The organism is Erwinia piriflorinigrans CFBP 5888 (genome assembly GCF_001050515.1).
Taxonomy (GTDB): Bacteria; Pseudomonadota; Gammaproteobacteria; order Enterobacterales; family Enterobacteriaceae; genus Erwinia; species Erwinia piriflorinigrans.
Genome location: NZ_CAHS01000006.1, coordinates 188,016 through 206,968, shown reverse-complemented (window position 1 = coordinate 206,968; position 18,953 = coordinate 188,016). Strand labels below are relative to the sequence as shown.

Annotated in this window: 19 protein-coding genes; all 19 read right to left on the bottom strand. The window is 56.7% G+C overall.

The window, feature by feature from the left end; all coding sequences use genetic code 11:
- Positions 1-108 precede the first annotated feature (108 nt).
- Complete coding sequence (locus tag EPIR_RS02865; protein ID WP_023653799.1) at positions 109-1,242, bottom strand: acyltransferase family protein; 1,134 nt, start codon at positions 1,240-1,242, stop codon at positions 109-111.
- A 36-nt stretch (positions 1,243-1,278) separates the two neighbouring features.
- On the bottom strand, positions 1,279-2,637 hold the full coding sequence (pilV, locus tag EPIR_RS02860; RefSeq protein WP_023653798.1) for a shufflon system plasmid conjugative transfer pilus tip adhesin PilV: 1,359 nt from the start codon (positions 2,635-2,637) through the stop codon (positions 1,279-1,281).
- Positions 2,638-2,642: 5 nt separating this feature from the next.
- The gene (locus EPIR_RS02855) at positions 2,643-3,293 is read right to left on the bottom strand and encodes a prepilin peptidase (protein WP_023653797.1); all 651 of its coding nucleotides are present in this window, start codon (positions 3,291-3,293) and stop codon (positions 2,643-2,645) included.
- Positions 3,290-3,769: a lytic transglycosylase domain-containing protein gene (locus EPIR_RS02850; RefSeq protein WP_023653796.1), complete on the bottom strand. Its 480-nt coding sequence runs from the start codon at positions 3,767-3,769 to the stop codon at positions 3,290-3,292. Before EPIR_RS02850 ends, EPIR_RS02855 begins: the two co-directional genes overlap by 4 nt.
- A gap of 4 nt (positions 3,770-3,773) precedes the next feature.
- Positions 3,774-4,358, bottom strand: coding sequence for a type 4 pilus major pilin (locus EPIR_RS02845; protein ID WP_014542442.1), 585 nt, complete (start codon positions 4,356-4,358; stop codon positions 3,774-3,776).
- A 9-nt stretch (positions 4,359-4,367) separates the two neighbouring features.
- Positions 4,368-5,483: a type II secretion system F family protein gene (locus EPIR_RS02840; RefSeq protein ID WP_023653795.1), complete on the bottom strand. Its 1,116-nt coding sequence runs from the start codon at positions 5,481-5,483 to the stop codon at positions 4,368-4,370.
- The gene (locus EPIR_RS02835) at positions 5,473-7,053 is read right to left on the bottom strand and encodes a GspE/PulE family protein (protein ID WP_048696747.1); all 1,581 of its coding nucleotides are present in this window, start codon (positions 7,051-7,053) and stop codon (positions 5,473-5,475) included. The genes EPIR_RS02840 and EPIR_RS02835 overlap by 11 nt, the downstream gene beginning before the upstream one ends.
- Before the next feature lie 7 nt (positions 7,054-7,060).
- The gene (pilP, locus tag EPIR_RS02830) at positions 7,061-7,558 is read right to left on the bottom strand and encodes a type IV pilus biogenesis protein PilP (protein WP_023653793.1); all 498 of its coding nucleotides are present in this window, start codon (positions 7,556-7,558) and stop codon (positions 7,061-7,063) included.
- Positions 7,545-8,828, bottom strand: coding sequence for a type 4b pilus protein PilO2 (pilO2, locus tag EPIR_RS02825; protein WP_023653792.1), 1,284 nt, complete (start codon positions 8,826-8,828; stop codon positions 7,545-7,547). Before pilO2 ends, pilP begins: the two co-directional genes overlap by 14 nt.
- 2 nt (positions 8,829-8,830) lie before the next feature.
- Positions 8,831-10,510 carry a PilN family type IVB pilus formation outer membrane protein gene (pilN, locus tag EPIR_RS02820; RefSeq protein WP_023653791.1) on the bottom strand — a complete coding sequence of 560 codons (1,680 nt, stop codon included), beginning with the start codon at positions 10,508-10,510 and terminating at the stop codon, positions 8,831-8,833.
- A 10-nt stretch (positions 10,511-10,520) separates the two neighbouring features.
- Complete coding sequence (gene pilM / locus EPIR_RS02815) at positions 10,521-10,964, bottom strand: type IV pilus biogenesis protein PilM (protein WP_023653790.1); 444 nt, start codon at positions 10,962-10,964, stop codon at positions 10,521-10,523.
- 1 nt (position 10,965) lies between these two features.
- Positions 10,966-12,189: a PFGI-1 class ICE element type IV pilus protein PilL2 gene (gene pilL2 / locus EPIR_RS02810; RefSeq protein ID WP_023653789.1), complete on the bottom strand. Its 1,224-nt coding sequence runs from the start codon at positions 12,187-12,189 to the stop codon at positions 10,966-10,968.
- 197 nt (positions 12,190-12,386) lie between these two features.
- Entirely contained in the window at positions 12,387-12,635 is a 249-nt protein-coding gene (locus tag EPIR_RS02805; RefSeq protein ID WP_012669271.1) for a DUF2442 domain-containing protein, read from the bottom strand.
- Positions 12,619-12,861, bottom strand: a complete 243-nt coding sequence (locus EPIR_RS02800) for a DUF4160 domain-containing protein (protein ID WP_012669272.1) — start codon at positions 12,859-12,861, stop codon at positions 12,619-12,621. Before EPIR_RS02800 ends, EPIR_RS02805 begins: the two co-directional genes overlap by 17 nt.
- A 91-nt stretch (positions 12,862-12,952) precedes the next feature.
- Positions 12,953-13,447, bottom strand: coding sequence for a single-stranded DNA-binding protein (locus tag EPIR_RS02795; RefSeq protein ID WP_023653788.1), 495 nt, complete (start codon positions 13,445-13,447; stop codon positions 12,953-12,955).
- Positions 13,448-13,570: 123 nt separating this feature from the next.
- Positions 13,571-14,065, bottom strand: a complete 495-nt coding sequence (locus tag EPIR_RS02790; protein WP_023653787.1) for an STY4534 family ICE replication protein — start codon at positions 14,063-14,065, stop codon at positions 13,571-13,573.
- 634 nt (positions 14,066-14,699) lie between these two features.
- On the bottom strand, positions 14,700-16,712 hold the full coding sequence (locus tag EPIR_RS02785; RefSeq protein ID WP_023653786.1) for a DNA topoisomerase III: 2,013 nt from the start codon (positions 16,710-16,712) through the stop codon (positions 14,700-14,702).
- A 17-nt stretch (positions 16,713-16,729) separates the two neighbouring features.
- On the bottom strand, positions 16,730-17,458 hold the full coding sequence (locus EPIR_RS02780; protein WP_023653785.1) for a PFL_4669 family integrating conjugative element protein: 729 nt from the start codon (positions 17,456-17,458) through the stop codon (positions 16,730-16,732).
- 187 nt (positions 17,459-17,645) lie between these two features.
- Positions 17,646-18,893 (bottom strand): STY4528 family pathogenicity island replication protein, encoded by a 1,248-nt coding sequence (locus tag EPIR_RS02775; protein ID WP_048696740.1) that lies wholly within the window; start codon positions 18,891-18,893, stop codon positions 17,646-17,648.
- Positions 18,894-18,953: the final 60 nt, after the last annotated feature.

Here is an 18,953-nt window from a genome sequence, read left to right as displayed (position 1 = left end):
TGCTGAAGATTTCAGGTAGGTTATTTGCAGATAAAAAAAGGTGCCCATTAACGGACACCCTTTGCAGCAATCGGAGTTTACCCTATCGGATACTGGGTATCTCTGGCATCACTCACCTTTGACCCATGTGCGTCGGCCTTCAACGGCATGAGATTTTTTGTTTCTTAAGAATGAACCGCTCAATTTCTTTTCCAGATAACGGTAAGAGACCACGGCCAGCAGAATCGACAATACCGAGGACGCAATAAAGCGCGGCATGCCATCTTCAATACCGAGTTTCGCAAACCTTTTACCAATACCGTCATTCATCAGACCGTGGATCAGGTAAAGAGAGAAAGAGGCATTTCCTGCAAGAATGAAAAATGAAGGCGTGTATTTCTCAAACAGATCATCATTTATCACGCAGGCCATCAGCAGCAAAGCCAGATACCATCCCGAGCCGTCTATACCGTGCCAGGTACGGTGACTGATAAAGATAAAGTAGAGACTACAACCCACCGCCGCAATCAGCATCAGTCGTTTAACCGCCGTGGGTATACTGTTGAGGTAAGGATATGCCAACCCCAAAAGCACGCCGGGGATAAACATCAACATCAGCGGGTTTGTTAGCAGCTGGACGTAAATCGACCAGAACTGATATCCCTGTGTCGACAGTGAAGGCTGCTGACCGGAGAGTGACGGCAGCACGTACTGCAGGCAGCAGAAAGCCGCGAAGAGTATGTACCAGCGATATTTACTAAACAGGCACAGTGACATCAGCGCGTAAAATGCCAGCTCATAGTTAAGCGTCCACCTGACGCCATAGAATGTGCTGTCATTAACATAGAAAGGTGCATGTTCGGGCAGTACCGGATGGAATAATAAGGCACTCATTAGATTGATAACTTTATCCTCATAATGGAAGTTACTCATTGCTCCACAGAGGAAGAATGAGACTACAAGGATAAAATAATAAACCGGCAGAATTCTCACCAGGCGGTGTTTGATAAAATGGACAACGCTCGGCCAGCCGGGCTGCAATTTTTTTGCCGACAGCACCAATACAAAACCACTGACGATGAAAAACAGATCGACACCAATCGCCCCCCAGCCAAATAAGGCGTCACCCACGCTGGGGGAAACAAGGTTGATATTCCATCTGAAATGAAAAAACATAACCGCCAGCGCTGCCAGCCCCCTGAGTACCTGAACACTTACTAACTTGTTAATTTTTACTTCTCCTTTAATAAGAGCTCCAACCATGCCCGGCGACGTGGCGTAACGCAGAAGCACTGAATATCATTTACCGCACAGGGAAACCGCGCGCATACACCCGCCGGCGGAACCGGGAGGCGATACGCGCCATGCATTAATTGAAGGATCCGGTGAAGAAGAATCTGGAGAATTACGCCCTTCATTAATGTCCCAGCGCGTCATTTCATACCCCCCAGACAACAGGCGAAATCCCTGGGGGCAATAAGCAATCGACTGACCGGACTTATTGTTGCATTTAACATCCCCGTAGCCGTTTACCGTCTCGGTTATTGATGTGGTTTTCCATATCCCGTTGACACAGGATAATACAGATCCTGAACCATCACGGCTAATATTACCGTTTTGCGGGCAACCCGCACCGGCGTAATTTATCTGTTCAGGCTGTAACACCCCCCCGGCAGATACATTTCCGTCTGACCGCACGTTGCCGCCACGCACCTGTCCTGCGGTATAAAGACTCTTATTATTGAGCACCCGTACCCAGTCATTATCCGACATATAAAAACCGCCGCCGTGAGATTCGTCCAGCCAGCCCTTGCCATCGCGTGTAATAAGCCAGCCGTTGTTGCTGCGAATATCATTGCCGGCAGTGATACCGTCACGGGCGTTAACATCCTGGCCAGTGACCGTACCGCCGGCGGTCACACTCTCCCCGGCTGCAACGTTGCGACTAAAATTGCCGTTTGCCGCATTGACGGTTCCGGTGTTGTTAAGGTTATTGCCCCCCATATCAATGCTGGTATGCATGGTGTTCAGGTCTGGTTTACCTGTGACGGAGAAGCGATACAGTCGGTCGTTCTCGCCACGCGCTGCGCCCAGTTCGTCGCTGGTCAACAGCACCGCAATATGCCCCTGCGTGGTGCTGGCACCAAAACTCGTCAGCGGCACGGTCCAGCTGCTCATGGCTCCGGTGGCGATGCCTGGGGTCCAGATATAGCCGCCCATCCCTGACGTGATATCCATCGATATCTGACGCAGTGCCAGAAACGGCAGCGCCGCGCCGTTCTGGGTATAGACCAGCGCCTGTAGCTGGTCCGTATTGGTGGCGTTACGCACAATGGCCGCGCGGTAGCTCTGACCGTCGGATGTGGTCTCGCTGAAGCCCTGCTCAAGAAAGCCGGTGTTTTTCAGCATCGCCGGGGTTACCGTGACCGGGGCGGTTGCGGTGGCAGTGCTAAGCAGCATGTCGTAGTAGCGTCCCGTATAGCTTTTCACCGCCTGGGTGAAGCGCGAGACCTGCGCGGCGGTATTTATCCAGGTTCGCTTTGCCAGCCAGTCATTCACCAGCGAATATCCCCAGCTGCTGACCAGCAGCAGAATAATCAGCGCCACGCCGGTGCTGAGGATCGCCCAGCCACGGTCAGTATGTTTATATGCAGGCATCAGAGTCACCATGTAATAAGAGGCTGATAAAGCTTCAGGATTGTGGCGGCCAGCGCCCCCACGCACAGCCAGGGCCCGAGCGGGCCGCCCTCTGCAGTACGGCGCAGTGATAGCTGCCACAGAACAAACAGCACCACGCCGGTCAGCAGGGCATTCAGCCCGGGCTGCCAGCCAAGCCAGGCGCAGACGCCGCCCGCCAGCCAGACATCGCCCAGCCCGATAACCTCACGCCCTGACCATTTTGCGGCGGCAAAACGCCAGCCACCGAAAAGTAATAGCGCGGCCAGTGCCGCCAACAAATGAGCGACAAATTCAGAACCGGTCAACGAAGCTGCCAGCCCTGCCAACAGGCAGCCCAGCGTCATTTTTCGCGGCAGCAGCCCGGTCAGACTGTCGGTAATGGCCATACGAAACAGAAACAGGCAGAAAAAAAACGCTAATACCGCGTCAGGTCCCGGCGCTAACAGAACAATTGTTGTCGCGGCGGCATACAGCCATACCGCGCGGACAACAGTACTGCGATGGTAAAGGTGACCAGCATCAAGGCTGGCCAGCAGCGTGGGGATCTGTGCGGCCAGCAGAAAAAAGGCCAACAGGCAGAGTGGAAATATCACCACCAGAAAAGGCCAAGGCATACTCAGCGTCAGCAGCGTCACAGCCCGATCCCCCGTTCGGTAAGAAGCAGATGACGATAAATGGCGTAGATACGGTTGGCGTAAGACTCACGCGTTTCATGGCGATCCTGGCGAAAACCGGCGTTATATGAACCGAGGCAGTTCCAGCTAATCCCACAAACCTGAAAATGCTGCGCCAGAATCCAAGTGCCGATCTGCACGTTCAGGCAGGGGCGGGTCAGCAGCTCCTGCGCACTGTCGACATAGCCCAGCACCATCAGCTGCGGGATATGCATGGAGTTCACCTGCATCAACCCGTAGTCCATGCTGAGCGCACGGCCGGTCTTCTTGTCGCGGTTAATATTGGTGGCGTCTGCCCGCAGAGCGCTTTCTCCGCTGGCAATGGCCTTTATCAGCAGCGGATCGATATGATATTTCGCGCCCGCCGTATCAAAGCAGAACGCCCCCGCATGGGGGCAGAACAGAAAAAACAGCATCACGATAACCAGGCGCGACATAACATCAGCCGTTGTGGGTGAAGACCAGCGTGTTATTGCCGGTCATACCGCTGTCAGACGAGCAGGCCTTACCGGCGCTTTCGGCACTGACCACGCCATCGCTAAAGCTGGTGCTGTTGATGGTAATGGCGCTAAACGCCCCGGCAGAGCCGAACTGCGTGGTAATCGCGATACAATCAGCCTGTGGCACCTTCTGCGCGGTGACGGAAAAACCGTTGTTAAAGCCGTTGGAGGCAACCGGTGCCAGCACCACCTGGCCGCCGTAGCCGTTCCACAGGGTGGCGCTGCCGGAGCTGGCCGTACCCTGAATAGTCATGCCTTTGGGCGCACCGCCTATCTGGATCAGCGTGCCGGTCATGGTGCTGGCGCTGGTAAAGTTATAGCCGTTATTGCTTTTGAGCATCTGCGCGTTGGCAACGATGGTCTGGATATTCGAGGTTTCGACGGCAACGGATTTCTTACTCCACAGGCTCCAGAGCCAGGCTCCGACCACGGTCAGAACAATCAGCGTAATGATGCCGATGGTACCGTGCTCAAGAATGCCCCAGCCCCTGTCTTGCTGACGCTTATCTACAGTTTGAACTGACATAGTTATTCCTCAGTGTGCGTTAAAAGTATTGATGTCCTGAATCTGCATCACCATCTGCAGTATGAGTAAGAAGAAAGTCATAATCAGAACCAGGGAAATAAGTTTGGTCACGTTGGCTCGCCGCGCGACGCGCTTCAGAGCCTGCTCCAGCCAGCGGTCGGCATAATTGCTAATAAGCTCTCCCGCTCTTTCGCCCTCATCCAGCAGGGAGAGGTAGTTGACGGCCTCACGGCTGGGGAAGTCATAGCCACTGTTGCGCAGCGCCAGCCCCAGAGAGTTACCTTCGCTCATGCACACCATCGCCGCCTCGATACGCTCCTGCAGCCACGGCGCAGCGAACCCGTGCAACGTGCGCAGGGTTTTCAGCTCCGGCACGCCGGCACCGAGCAGCGCCCCAACGTTCATCAGGAACACCGCGCCCTGCAAGTCTTTGTAAACCGACCAGGGCATCAGGCGATCGGCATAGCGACGCAGCCTGCCGCGCCAGCGTGGCAGCGACCAGAACGTCAGAACAGTCAGCCCGCCCGTCACCGCAGCGGCGGCGATCCCCCAAGCGCTGGTCCACTGTGCCAGCCCGTTCATCATGCCAAGCGCACCGCTCCAGCGTGCAGGATCGGATATCCGGCTCATCGTCGGTACCAGCACAAGATTGTTGACGCCAAGCAGCCCCGCGCCAAGAATGCCGAGCACGGCGGGATATACCGAGGCGAAAATCACTTGGCCCAGAATGCGCTGGCGGGCAACAATCAGCTTGTTCGCCTGCAACAGCGCGCGTGGAATATTGCCGGTCTCCATCCCGGCACCGATCAGCGCCGCCTCCTCACGCGGTGCCCAGACGGCCAGCACGTCCTGCACGGAGCGCCCCGGGCGGTTATCACTGACGCCCTCCAGACAGTCCTGCACCAGCTCATGGTAAGGATGCCAGCGTGCGCCAAAGTCCGTATGGACGTTGCCGATCATGTGCAGGGCTTCGTCGAGCGCCTTACGGTTTTCCAGCAGAAAGTGCAGGGTTTCATAGAATGGCTGACGGTACTGCGCGCTAAAGGTTGATCTGACGACCCGATAGCGTAGCCATTCCGGCAGCGACATATCGCGCTGCGGGCTGAAACGCGGTTCAGAGGCCATTGGGCACCTCGCACTGCATTATCTCGTCCTCATCCAGCGGACAGATAAGATCGCCTTCCAGTGGATCGACGCGACCAGCGGACAGGTGCATCAGGAGGTGCTGACGGCGGGTGATGCCACCCTGATTAACCCAGTACTGTCGGGCCACTGCGGTGCCATGCGACAACCACAGCTGCATCTGCCTTGCGTCGGGACGGATGACATCGGCCACCACGGTACGTCCGGTGACGCCACGACTGACGATACGCCCCGTTTGCGGAATCGTTTTCCGGCAATGCTCACAGCCCTCATGGTTTCTGAAACGAAGCTGCTCCGGGTGGCAGACGCCCTCCAGCGTGCAGTATTTTTCCAGACGGGTACGGGTGTCAGCATCCAGCCGTGCCGCTTTAAGCGGCCAGGGAATACGGCAGTGTTCACACAGCAGCGGCACCAGCCGCTGACCAACCAGGCCGGTAATCAAAGTCGCGTCCGCTATCAGCCGACGGTCGACGCCGAAATTCTCCATACGCGGCAATGCACCAATGGCACTGTTGGTATGCAGGGTGGTCATCATCTTATGTCCGGTTTCACTGGCGTGGATACCGGCATTCAGGGAGTGGAGATCGCGCATCTCGCCGTTAAGAATGGCATCCGGATCGAGACGTAGGGCAGAGGCATTGGCGTTGGTCCAGGCGCGGCTAATCGCTTCAGGCGAATTATCCACCGGCATTACCGGGGTCTGGATCGCGCCCACAATGCGCCCTTCGGGCGGATTTTCCAGCGTCAGCAGGCGCTTTTTGCCGGCGGTGCGATCCAGCCAGAGTCGGCTGCATACGCGCAGAGTGGTGCTTTTACCCGACCCGGTAGGCCCGGTGAGGATAACCATCCCCTCGGGCAGACGCAGTATTTGCTGGATGTGGCGTATCTGCTCCGGCAGGAAGCCGAGCTGCTCCAGCGTGGGAACATGATCGCCATCGTCAGGAATAAGACGCATAACCACAATCAGGCCATCCGGCGTTGGCCGGTGCTCGTAGCGGGCACCAAACAGACCAGCCTGACGGGCAAATTTGGCATCAATGCGCCCAGACTGCTCGCGCCCGGCGAAAAATGACTGCTCATGCACATCGCACATTGAGATATAACCGGTCGAAGCCAGCGTCATACCCTCGGTATGCTTCAGCTCGTCCACCACCTCCAGCTCACCGTGGATACGCAGCTGAATAATGGTGAGCTTGCGATCTTCACTGATTTCCATATGAATATCTGACGCACCCAGCTGTTCGCCCAGACGGAAATAACTCAGCAGTTTCTCCTGCGAGATACTGACATCGCGGCTTTTTAAATCCGTCTCGCTGATACCCTGACTCAGATCGTAGCCCTGGCGCTCTGCCAGCTCCCGTCTGCGGTTCAGCTCACTAAGCGTAACGAATTCGCTTCTGGCTGTGGGGTGTACACGGACGATATCCATCACCCACCGCTGGATACGCGGGTCCTGTCGACGGTTGTTATCAATATGCAGCGTCATGCCCTGCGTCGGGTGCTGCTCGGCAAACACAAAATCCATGATGTCTTTATCGGGATCGGGAGTCATCATCACCTCAGAAAGAGAGCTCGGTGTTATCACTGAGGCGCACGACCGTGGCCGTCACCCCGATAACGCGTTTTGACGTACCGGGGATCACATCGCCCTTAACCACCTCGGTCACGCCACCGTTTGGTAGCAGGATCCTGGCGCGCAGCTGCGTACCGCGACCATAAATCTCCTGCAGACGCACGCCGTCACGCTGCCTGTCGCTGGCAACGTTATCCGGCTGACGCGAGGCGGAAGGCTGGGTAATCGTCGGAGTCGCAGGCTGCTGGGCTGCGGCCAGATAATTCTGCCCGGCGCTCTGAGATGATTCGCTTTCGCGCAGCTGCTGCTTCAGACGAGCAGTCTGGACTTTCTGCTCGAGGATCAGGTTGCGCGCCTGCGCGGCTTCGAGCTCGCCGATGGTGACGTGCGGTGACAGGTTGTCGCTGGTGCCAGCGGCCAGCAACGGCCCACCGGGCAAAATGCACAGAAACAGGCAGATCCCGGCTGGGTTAATTCTGCGCATAAATGCTCCCCTTAATGGTGTAATCAAACTGACCCTGCGGACTCATGGTGAGCGCTACGCTGGTCAGACGCAGCCCTGTGGCATCAAAATCCTGTAGCAACCGCTCAGGCTGCAGGCGCGAGCTGATGGAGAAGGTAAATTCACGCCAGTCCTGAAGCGGCGTGGCCTGAACCTCTCCCGGCGCAACGGCGGGCGGTTTCAATTCGGTGAACTTGACGTCGAGGTTGCGGCGCTGAAGGTGAGAAATAAAACGCATCAGCTGGGTGTCCGCGCCGGGTACGGATTCATCGGTGAAGCTCACCGTAGACGGGCGTGGAAAAGGAATAAACACGTCGCCGTTTTTGCCCCCCTCTTGCAGGTTGAATATGGCCGCATATCCCAGCAGTTCGCGTGCGCGGCGGGAAAAGTCCTCCACCGTCGAGCCAGGCGTGGCCACATAGCGCAGGCGAAGGCCCTCCGACACGCACTCACCGTCGGTGAACCGCCAGCCGGCAACCGAAACATCAAGCGGTTCACGGGTCAGCCAGCAGTTGTCGAGCAGTACCGGGACCGGCGGCTGACTCGCCCAGGGATGCGCAGCAGGCGCGGGCGCTGCCGGTTTCTGCGGTGCCATCGCCTGACTGGCGCGAAACGCAGCCTGTGCGGCGGCCTGACGGGCTTTTTCCTGCACGGCATCCTGCCAGTAAATACCGGCTACCAGTGCGGTAGTCATAAGTGTCACTGGCAGAAGCGCGGCGGCTGGCGTCAGCCGTTTGTGCAGGCGGCAACGCTTCAGCTGCGTGCGCGTCAGTACATCCACCAGGTGCGTGACACTCTTCTCTTCATCCGCCGTTGCACAGCAGCGCATGCCAGATGCATCAGTATCATTGAAGCGCAGGAAGTTTTGCGCCGCCGCCTCGGCTTCCGCCCGCGAACCGGTCACATCGCCCATCACGGACAGCTGTCCGCCACCTGTGGCAAAAAACGCCCACAGGTTTTCCTGGCGATTCAGGCGGTAAATTCCCCAGGCATTACCGCCCTCCGCGAGCTGAAAAGCGACGGCGAGCGCATATACGCCGCGCCGCACGCGGCCGGGCGAGGCATAGCCGGTGATAAATTTCGGGCGACGTCCGACCCTGATGTGATGGGTATCCGGCACCTTTGCGCTGCGCAGAGAAAATTCCAGCTTGCCGGGCTGATGCTCCCAGCGCAGCCCGGCAAGCCAGTCGCGCCGACGGTGAGCGATCTTAACGCCGGGGCGTAAGACAGACTTCTTATTGATCCGTGCCATCGTTACCTCAACAATACGGGCGTAATCATGATGACCAGCGTGGTGCGGCCGCGCGTGCCAGCCTGACCACCGCCCATGATAAAGTTGCCCGGCGTGAATGTGCCCTGCTTATCCGTGGATACGTTCTGCTGCTCAGAGCCGGTCAGTACCAGCGTCTGGCCGGAACGCAGATTGACCTTGCGGGTCAACCCTTCGGTCGACGTGGTTGGCAGATCGTTACGGGTATTCCCGTCAGCACTGATAAACTTTTCAATCTGCGGAGGACTGGTATAGCTGAAGGCAAACTGCAACTGCACGTCACCGTTTTCCTGAATAAACGGCAGCATGGTCATAAACAGCCCCGTGGTGATGGTGGTGGTGGTCATGGTGGAGGTGACGCCCACGTTTGCTGTGGCGGTAGAGCTGGAGCTGGAAAGGATGCCTTTCTGATTAGAAAGCTGGTAGGCGACCGGGATCAGATTGGCGGTCGGGTCGGTCTGGTTCAGCGCCATGCTGACATTGCCCTGTTCAGACAACGCCTTAATCAACATGCTGGAGCCAGAAAATTTCGCGGCGTTGCCCGTGGCGGTATCCAGAATCGAAATACCGGCGCTTGCCGCAGACGAAGATGCGCTCGCCATCGAACCGGTCAGACTTGCGCCGTAATTATTGAGCGACCGGTAGATCAGCCCCCAGTCCAGTCCCAGCTGCTCGTTACGCGACTGGCTGACGCTGACAATCTGGATATTGAGCTGAACCTGCCGGCTCAGTACCTTGTTCTGATACTCAATATAGCGACCAATACGCTCCAGTACGTCCGGTGAGTCCGTCACACTCAGCGTGCCGGTGGCTGCTGAAAGCCAGAAACGACCGGACTTTGGGGTCACCATCTGTTCGATGGTCTTACGTATATCGTCATACAGGTCACTGTTCATGCCGTAATCTGTTTTCTGATTCGAGCTGATATCACCCGTCGCCCCGCCCGTAGTGCCGCCGCTGCTGCCGAGCTGATTGCCCGTGCCGGAGGAGATCGAAGCACTGCTGTTAACCCTGGTATTCAGGATGACGAGCTGGAAGGTGCGGGTATCCTGCTGATAGAAATAGACCACGCCCGCCTCCGATCGCCAGGAAAGACCGAGGCCGCTGGCAGCCATATCCAGCAGCCCGCGAAGATCGCCCTGATATTTCAGGCCCCGAATAAGGGCGGGTTCCACCTGCGGTGAGACCGTCTGAGACTGAGATGATAACTGTGTCATCTGCGCCAGCGGTACGCGACCGTTATCGTCCGGTGACGGCAGTTGACCATTCATCTGCGACGTCACCGCGCCACCGGTTGATACGCGGCCGAGTGCGGCAACGGCATCCGGGGTAAGCGATACGCGAATGCCGCAGAGTGCGGTAATACGCTGCCCCAGCTCCGGCAGAGAAATGCCATCAGGGCGATTAATCGTCACCTGACAGGACGGCAGGCTTTTATCATCGGGCGTCGATACCACCGGTGCTACCGGCTTCAGGTTCACCCAGGGCTTATCTGACCACACCACGGTGGGCTGCGTGATCGCCTGACGGCTTTGCAGAATGCGCTGAGCGATATCGGCCTGAGCTGTCGCTTCCTTATCCATTTTACCGATCTCTTTCAGCGAGCATGACGACAGCACTGCGGCGGCGGCCAGCACGGTCAGACAGAAAGGTATACGTGGCATCCGCTACTCCTCAATTAAGGTAAACAATGCTGCCTTCCGCCATGCCGGACGGAAGGGCGAGATTCATGTCGGTGCCATCGGCCATTTTCAGACGACCGCCGCTGACCGTTAGCGCCAGCGCTGAAGTCACCGACTGCTTACGCAGCGCGGCAAATACGCCGTCGGTGGCTGGCACCCAGACCCAGAGACGCCCGCTATGAATGACGCTGTTAATCCGACCGTCGGGCATCGGCACCATGCCGGTTTGTGCCGGCGTCACCGGCCCGTCTGGCGGAGTTCGGCTATGTCGCCAGTTATTGACCGCATCAGCAGTGCGCAACATGTCAGCGGCCAGCTGACCCGGCAGGGTTTGCTGCAATGACGTACGCGTGTGTTCAGCCGACCGCTGCTGCGCATCGCTGGCCATCAGCGCGATAAACAGGCAAAGAGCGACTATCGGTAGGGCAAATCCCATCTCAGCGCCCTCCGCCCGCTGGCGTGTCGCTGACGGAAAGCAGGCACTGGATGCGGTTAGCTTCGGCAAACAGCGGTTTTTCAGCCTGGCGATACAGCCCGAAGACCTGAACAAGCACCGATTCAAAATTACCTTGGAAAACCAGCGGTGCATCGATGCGGTAGTCCAGCGCTACCGGCCAGACCACCACCCAGCTACCGCCATGCGCACAGCTGGCCTTTGACGCCCAATTGTTCAGGGTTTCTTTCAGGGTAGATCCCGGCTCGGCGCGCCAACTCTGCCCGACTGATAATGCGGTAACCGCTGTGCCGGTCGGCGTGATGCGATTGTCAGCTGCCAAGGTAGTGACAGGGGTTGCCGGGCGGGCGATATCAGATCCGGCAGCCGCATATACCGCAGCCTGCTTGGTGCCCGGGGTTTTAACCGCGCCTGCTGCACTATTCGTCGTACTGATTGTCTTGTCCGGGGTTAAAGGCGTTGGCTTACTGGCATAAATCACCGGTGACGGAACGGGCAGACTTTGCGGCGTCAGCGCGGTTTTCTGCTGTGTCGGGGTTGAGGCTGTAGGCGCGACTTCAGCGGTAAAGGGATTACGCGCCGTCGTTTGTGCCACGGGAACGGAGGTTGAGACAGGCTGAGAGACGGAGGAAGGATTTGTACGAAGAGATACCGAGCCTTGCTTAACGGGCGCGGAGGCCATAACAGCAGATGCGGCAAAGCTGCGGTACTGGTCGCGCAGCTCAAAACAAACCTCGCGATTCACCTCATCTACCCGCAGCCGCCAGGCAGGACCGGCAACTATCTGCAACGCCTCGCTGAGTTTAACCGGCCCGATAGTACGCTGCACGGCAGGCAGCGGGCGGTTAAGAAGTTCTGAAAATGCGGAAGAGGTGGCCGAGCACAGTGAATAGCCTGACTCCAGCAGCAGGTAGCGATACCCTTCCCCTACCGTGTTAACCAGTTGCGCCGGCATGGTGATATCAACTATCTGATTAAGCGGATCGCGTTGCGCATCGGCGGGGCGCGTACTGACGAGGGTATAGCGATCGTAGCGCACCACCTCCGGCGAGCGATTGCGGTAGATATCATCAAATCGTGCGGGCTGCTGATAGCGCCCCGGCTGGTAAGGCGTCGCTGTGGAGGACGTGTTTGTACAACCGGCAAGCATAACGGAGCAGGCAAGCAGACCGACACAGTTTGTCGCTCGTCTGGAAGGTACTGCCATCAGGATTTACCCCAGAAATAGTATTAGTCAGGGGTGCTATTCTGGCGGCGAAGAAAATGCGAACAATATGAAACTATGTCTTGGGATTGAAGAAAAAAGGCGGTCAGGCGTACAGGGCATGCGTTGGAAAATTCACTACATTCAGGCGAAATAAAAGCGCCGGTCATTCGGCGCTTAGTCAGAACAGTTTATCGCCGTTACGCGACGTGATGCGGAATATGGGTCACATCACCGCGCCCCGCCAACAGGCCGTCCACAGAGATATCCTCATCCAGCGCATCCCAGTGGATACCGCGTTGACTAAGTTCATAATCGCTGCGCTCCTTTACAGAAGCATTAAGTAGTCGCGGGAACCAGGCCAGAGGAACGCCCATCACCCGACCATCGCTCAATTCGACCCACATGGTGGTTTGATCAAAGCGTACATTCTTAGCTGAAATAGTCATTCCAGGCCTCCACAAACAGCGTTTGGTTCTGTTCAACCATTTTTGTTAACTCCCTGAGCGTACGGGCATTAAAGCCATCATTTCTGCCCAGCTTTACCCCATCGTCTGTCCAGAACTTTGCTTCACCTTCGGCGCTGCGGACATGAATATGGGCTGGCTCACGAGGGTTGCCCTCATTCGAGTAAAAGAAAAACTTAAATCCGTTAAGTCTGAGTATAACCGGCATTAATGAGGCACCTCGCTTCTGACACGATTATCTTGCATAAAAAAGCGCCAGTCAAACTGGCGCATTGGAGGGTATTTTTTAAAAGTAAATCCTAAAAAGGTATGTCATCGTCGAAGTCCATCGGTGGCTGATTCGCCGGATTCGCTGGCGCAGACTGGGGCTGCTGAGATGGTTGGGGTTGTTGAGGCTGCCCCCGGCCACCCTGCTGAGCGTTGTTTCCGCCCGTGTCGCTGCCGTTGCGTCCGCCCAGCATCTGCATCGTGCCGTTAACGCCCACCACCGTTTCCGTCGTCCAGCGGTCAGTACCGTTGTTGTCCGTCCATTTGCGTGTGCGCATCTGACCTTCGATGTAGACCTGAGCCCCCTTGCGGAGGTATTCAGCGGCCACTTCTGCCAGCTTGCCAAACAGCACCACACGGTGCCATTCGGTTTTTTCACGAGTTTCACCGCTTTGTTTATCACGCCAGGTTTCTGAAGTAGCCAGGTTTAACCCAGCCACCGCATTACCGTTTGGCATGGAACGTACTTCAGGATCCTGGCCCAGATGGCCAACGAGAGTAACTTTGTTAATTCCACGACTTGCCATGATGTTATCTCCTGTACCCATTCACGCTGCGTCCATTGCCTCATTGTGAGAGCAAGAGTAAATCCCCCATACGGAAGATTTACCGACAGACAGAAGGTTGAATAATTGGTTGAAAAATTCGGGTTAAAACGAGTTAGGGTCATATTCAGCCTGAGAAGCTGAACCCTGATCTGGTGTGTTGGACGCATTCGGCGCGGTGTAGACCACCTCCTGCCCTTTCTTGATAAAGTCCACCTTGATAAGGCGGGCCTTCAGAGAAGGACGGGATTCCCCGGCATGTTCACCCGACTGAAGGGTGAATACATCGGCTTTAAGTCCACTGAGAACAAAGCCGAGCAGGACTTTTTCCTCTTCGTCGACCGCCTTTTGGCAGCGGTTGATAAGCTTTGTCGTATCAGCGCCAGCAATGGTGACGTCAAAACGGGTATAGGACGCGTTATCTGTCGGGCCGGTCAGAGCATTGATAACGGCGCAGGTAAATTCGCCGTTAGGGCCCTGAACGCGGCGGATCGAACTGAGATAGCCGATACCATTGACGTTAAGGTTGAAATACTCTTTTTTCTGAGAGCCAGAAGCAGAGCCGTTTGAAGCAGGGGTAGGATTCGCGTTTGCAGTCATGATGTTTTCTCCGGAGTAACAATAAACAGGGTGCGGAGAAACATCGGTCCCATGCGGGAGAGAGTTTCCCGCAGGGAGTCAGCAGTGAAATGCCGACAGGCTGTATAAGTGAAGTGAACCTTAACCTGGTCATCAGGTCCCTGTTTGCAAAGGTTAAACAGGTTTGAATCGCTCTAAAGCGCCATCTCTCAGGTTGTGATGGCATTGGCATATGATTACCCGAAGGCGTTCCTCTCAAATCACCGGAACATTGGCAGTTGTCGTGATGACAACGATAAGCCTGCTCATCATTCATTCAGACGAAGCGGATGTCAACGCCGCTGCGCACCATAAATTATCAACCCGGAAAAATAAAAAAAGCGGCACCCTACGGCACCGCCTTCTGAGGTCTACACCATCGACCTGATGTTTAGCTGCTTAACGCAGTCGCTCCGCTGGCTGAAAGGGCCCGGCACGGGTTTCACGGAGTTTTCGTGCCTTACCGACTCCCGTTCAGGTGTGGACGGGGTTGGCCAGACTGTATTCCGGCAGCACATGCATTAGATGCTGACGGAACCCGCAGTCACGGGGTGTGGCTTCAGAGCCGGGGTAACAATAGCAAAGGCCACAACCGCCCGCAATGAGAGACGGCGGATTAATTCTTGTTAGGTTTTGGTGACTTAGCCTTACGCGGGCTCTTACGCTTACCGCTAACGATATTGATGACGCCTTTACAGTCCGGATAGCGCTGGCAGCTCCAGAAATCGCCTTTTTGCCCCTTACGCAGACGCGTTTTACCGCCGCATAGCGGACAGGGTGGCGTAGGTGGAATACGGATACTGACCTGCTGCTGCGCGCCCTGGCTGACAAGATTACGCGTCCAGCCGGTCTGGCGTTGCAGAAAATCACTGAGGCTCATGCGCCCGGCGGCCACTTCATCCAGCGCCTGCTCCCACAGCGCCGTCATCCCCGGCTCAGTCAGCTGGGGCGGCAGAGAATCAATAACGTCGCTGCCCAGGTCGGTGGCAAGGAGCTTACTGCTTTTGCGCACGATAAACCGACGGTTAAGCAGCTGCTCAACGATGCCGGCACGGGTAGCCTCGGTACCCAGCCCGGCATTGTCCTTCAGCACCTTGCGCAATGCCACGTCGGTGACAAACGATGCCGCATTCATCATCGCACCAATCAGCGTTGCGAAGGTGTAATGTGCCGGCGGACGAGTCATCAGCTGCACCACCTCTGCCCCCGTTACGCCACAGCGATCATCCTTTTTCAACGGCGGCAGTGCGACGACAGCCTCGTCATCAGCGGCGCTGCCCTCTTCTTCAGCCTTCCCGAACAGCACTTTCCAGCCCTTAACCACCTCGGTCCGGCCAGTGGTACGAAACAGCTGACCACCAATATCAAACGCCAGACGGGTAATATCAGACTCGTGCAGGGGGAGAAACTGCGCCAGATAGTTGCGACGAATAAGCATATACACCTGCCGCTCGGTCTCGGAGAGCGCGGACAGCTGAAACGCATTGCGCGTGGGGATAATTCCGTGGTGGGCAGTTATCTTCTTATCGTTCCAGATGCGTGAGACAAGAGAGGCATCCAGTTGTGAAAGCAACGGAAGACACGCCGGATCGGTCCGGCCAATAGCGTCAAGCAGTGCGGGGATCTCCTCACGCATGGATTCAGGCAGATAACCACAGTCGGTGCGCGGGTAACTGGTAGCCTTGTGCTTTTCATACAGGCTTTGTGCCGTGTCCAGCACCTGCTGCGGCGACATATCCCACAGTCGGCTGGCGGCCTGCTGTAGCGTACCGAGCGAAAACGCCAGCGGTGGTGACGCTTTCTCCCGCTTCGTCTCGCATTCGGTGACCGTTGCCGCACCCGACTGGCGGCAGATTTGTACCACCTGCTGCGCGATATTCTGGTATATGCAGCGCTTTTCCTCATCGGTGTACACCTTCGCCGGTACCCACTGAGCCGGGAAGGTGATCCCACCGGCGCTGAGCTGCGCCTTCACCTGCCAGTAAGGCTTCGGAACAAAAGCGGCAATCTCACGATCGCGCCTGACAACCAGTGCCAGCGTGGGGCTCTGCACGCGGCCGACCGACACCACGCCGTCAAAACCGGCTTCAGCCGCCCGCAGGGTATACAGGCGGGAGAGATTCATACCAGTCAGCCAGTCCGCACGCGCACGGCCCAGACCAGCATGATACATCCCCAGCGTTTCAGCCCCCGGCCGCAGGTTCTGCAGCGCGGCACGGATGCTGAGTTCATCAAGCGATGAGAGCCACAGGCGCTGCACCGGCCCCTCCCAGCGGCAGTAGTCCAGCAGCTCGCGCGCGATCACCTCACCCTCGCGGTCAGCATCGGTGGCGATGATCACTTCATCGACCTGACGCAGCAGACGCTCAATGATTTTGAACTGATGCTGCGTCTCTTTTTTCACCACCACCTGCCAGGGTGACGGGATAATCGGCAGTGCGGCCAGCGTCCAGGGCTTGCCGTATTGCTGACCGTAAGCCTCAGGCGGAGCGGTTTCAAGCAGGTGCCCCACCGCCCAGGTAACGGTGATGCCACTTCCGGTAAGAAAACCATCGCCGCGTTGTGTTGCCCCCAGAACCGCCGCAAGGTCACGCCCCTGAGAGGGTTTTTCACAAATAAACAGCCGCATCGTCATCCCCTTGCGGCTCAGCCAGCCTGAAAGCGCAGACGCAGGAGATCTACGCTCTCCTCATTCACCGGTGGTGAGAAAGCGGAACGCTTTTCCCCCAGCAGGACGGCGCGGTCAGGCTCGCCAGCTTCTGCACAGGCCTTTTGCCATATCTCATTGTTTTCGAGCGCATCGAAACGGGTCGCATCGATACGGCGATAAGATAAAACTAAGCCATAGATCTGGCGTAACAGGCGACCACCCTCGCTGAGATACCTGTCGCGGCGGGAACGTGTGATCAGACCGTAATGCGCTCCCTGCAACACCTTCTTGGCAAACTGATCGAATCCAACCAGCAAAAAGACACAGCGGTAGCCCAGCGGCGTTTTCGTAAAGACTTGCACATCAAGCGGCTCGACAGACGCAACATCCGTCAGCGACACGCCCTGCGGCAGCATTGACATCTCAGCATCAAGTTGCTGAATAAGCGTTGCCATAGCGTCTGACGCGGCTCTGATTTTCTCGTCCAGCTTATACATCGCTTCATCCGCCCAGGGATTGTTCTTTAATGAATCCTGGTTAATGAGCGTGGCACGCTGAAAGAACTGCGGCATCCCGATAATGCCGTGCCTGGCGGATTTATCACCTTCCTGCTCCTGCTTCTCAGGGCGTCGCCCCTGCCACAGTCCAATCGCGTAGTTTGTATGTAGCGCGATCGTCATTTCAGACTGGAGTGAACCGGTCCTTTTTTCACTTTGCTCTGCCATCGTTGTCACCTGTATTCAGTTAAGACGAGGGGGCATAGTCCTGAAACAGCAGGGTTAGCAACAATACGAAACTCATTATCTGCACAGGGAAATTTCACCTGCTTATTTTTTGACCTTGCTGCGCCCCGCAGCAAGACGATTTTTTAACCAATAGCGCACAACGCAATACTGTTCACTTTTCATATAGCTAAAGAGTCTGCTTGCGAATGGCAGCAATCACCGCCCTGACCTGCTCCTGCGAGGCCTTGTTGGCTGGCAGCGTTACAGCGGGAGAGGCTGACGCAGATGCCCGGTGGGCTTCGGGCGTTGCAGCAGCAGGTACCCCTGTTCGTTTTGACGCCTCATCGGGCGCAATTTCTGGCAGGTTCAGCTCACCGTTGCGCGCCCGGCGCAGCATGGCAAACATCCAGCCCACCGGGTTGGCCAGCTTACGGCGGGTTAGCTGTTCGCGGAGCATGCCGGTCAGCGCGGTGGCCACGCTGTCAGGCAGAGAAGCCATCTGGTTCAGCAGCATTTGCCGATCCTCGCTGTTCAGGCCATTGAGGAAGTCGTCCGGCAGTAACGAACGGTTCGCGCCCGGTACGTACGTTTTTTTATTCACACTGAGTGTGAAACTACGTACGTTACCGTCCGGATTTCGGACTCCGGCGTAACTTGCTGATTTAGCTATTTTTTGTGATTTCTTCCCCGCCTGTTTATCCTTCAGAGATGAACCGAGTCTTTTTATCGGACTGAGTGCAGCAGAGCTATTATTGATACTTTTTTTACCGAGTCCGTTTTCCAGACTCTGTGCCCTGCTCTCCCGCTGACGCGCCATTTCAGCAGAGTCGGACGACGCACTCAGTCGGCTTTCAATAAGCGCCAGCCGGGAATGGCGATGGCGCATACCCGGCTCCTGAAGAATGTCGTTAAGCACGGCCAGCGCCGTCATACGGATGGATTTGTTCTTGCTCATGCAGCTGGTCTCTACCAGCTCAAGCCAGCCAGGGTCAAAGGTTTCCGCATCGCGAAATCCCAGCGGTTCGTCGTGCTGAGCATAGATATTTCCGCGCACGCGTCCACGATCGTCACGTACACGTTTACACAGGCTGATCCAGCCGGTCAGACGAAGCATCAGCAGCACCCGACTAACCGTATCCCGCGAGGCTTTATCAGAGTGCGCAGACGCAAGCTGAACCTGCAGTTCGTCATAGGTCGGGAAGATGGCACCATCATGCTGCTGCGCATACAGCCGGATCATCACCCAGGCCGTCTTGTCCAGCGGAGAAAGCCGGGTATCCAGAAACAGCCTGCGGGGAAACGCATCGTGCACATTGCCCATAAAAAGCAGCCCGCTGCGCTCCTGACTGACGTCGCCGGTATTTGAACGCTGTTCAAGATTATGCTGCATGCGGGACAGCGTGTGCGCCACAATACTGTCGGGCGGTATGGTCATCCCTTTTTCCTCTCTTTCACCTGACACAGCACAATGCCGGGCATGACCCGGCATCGCACT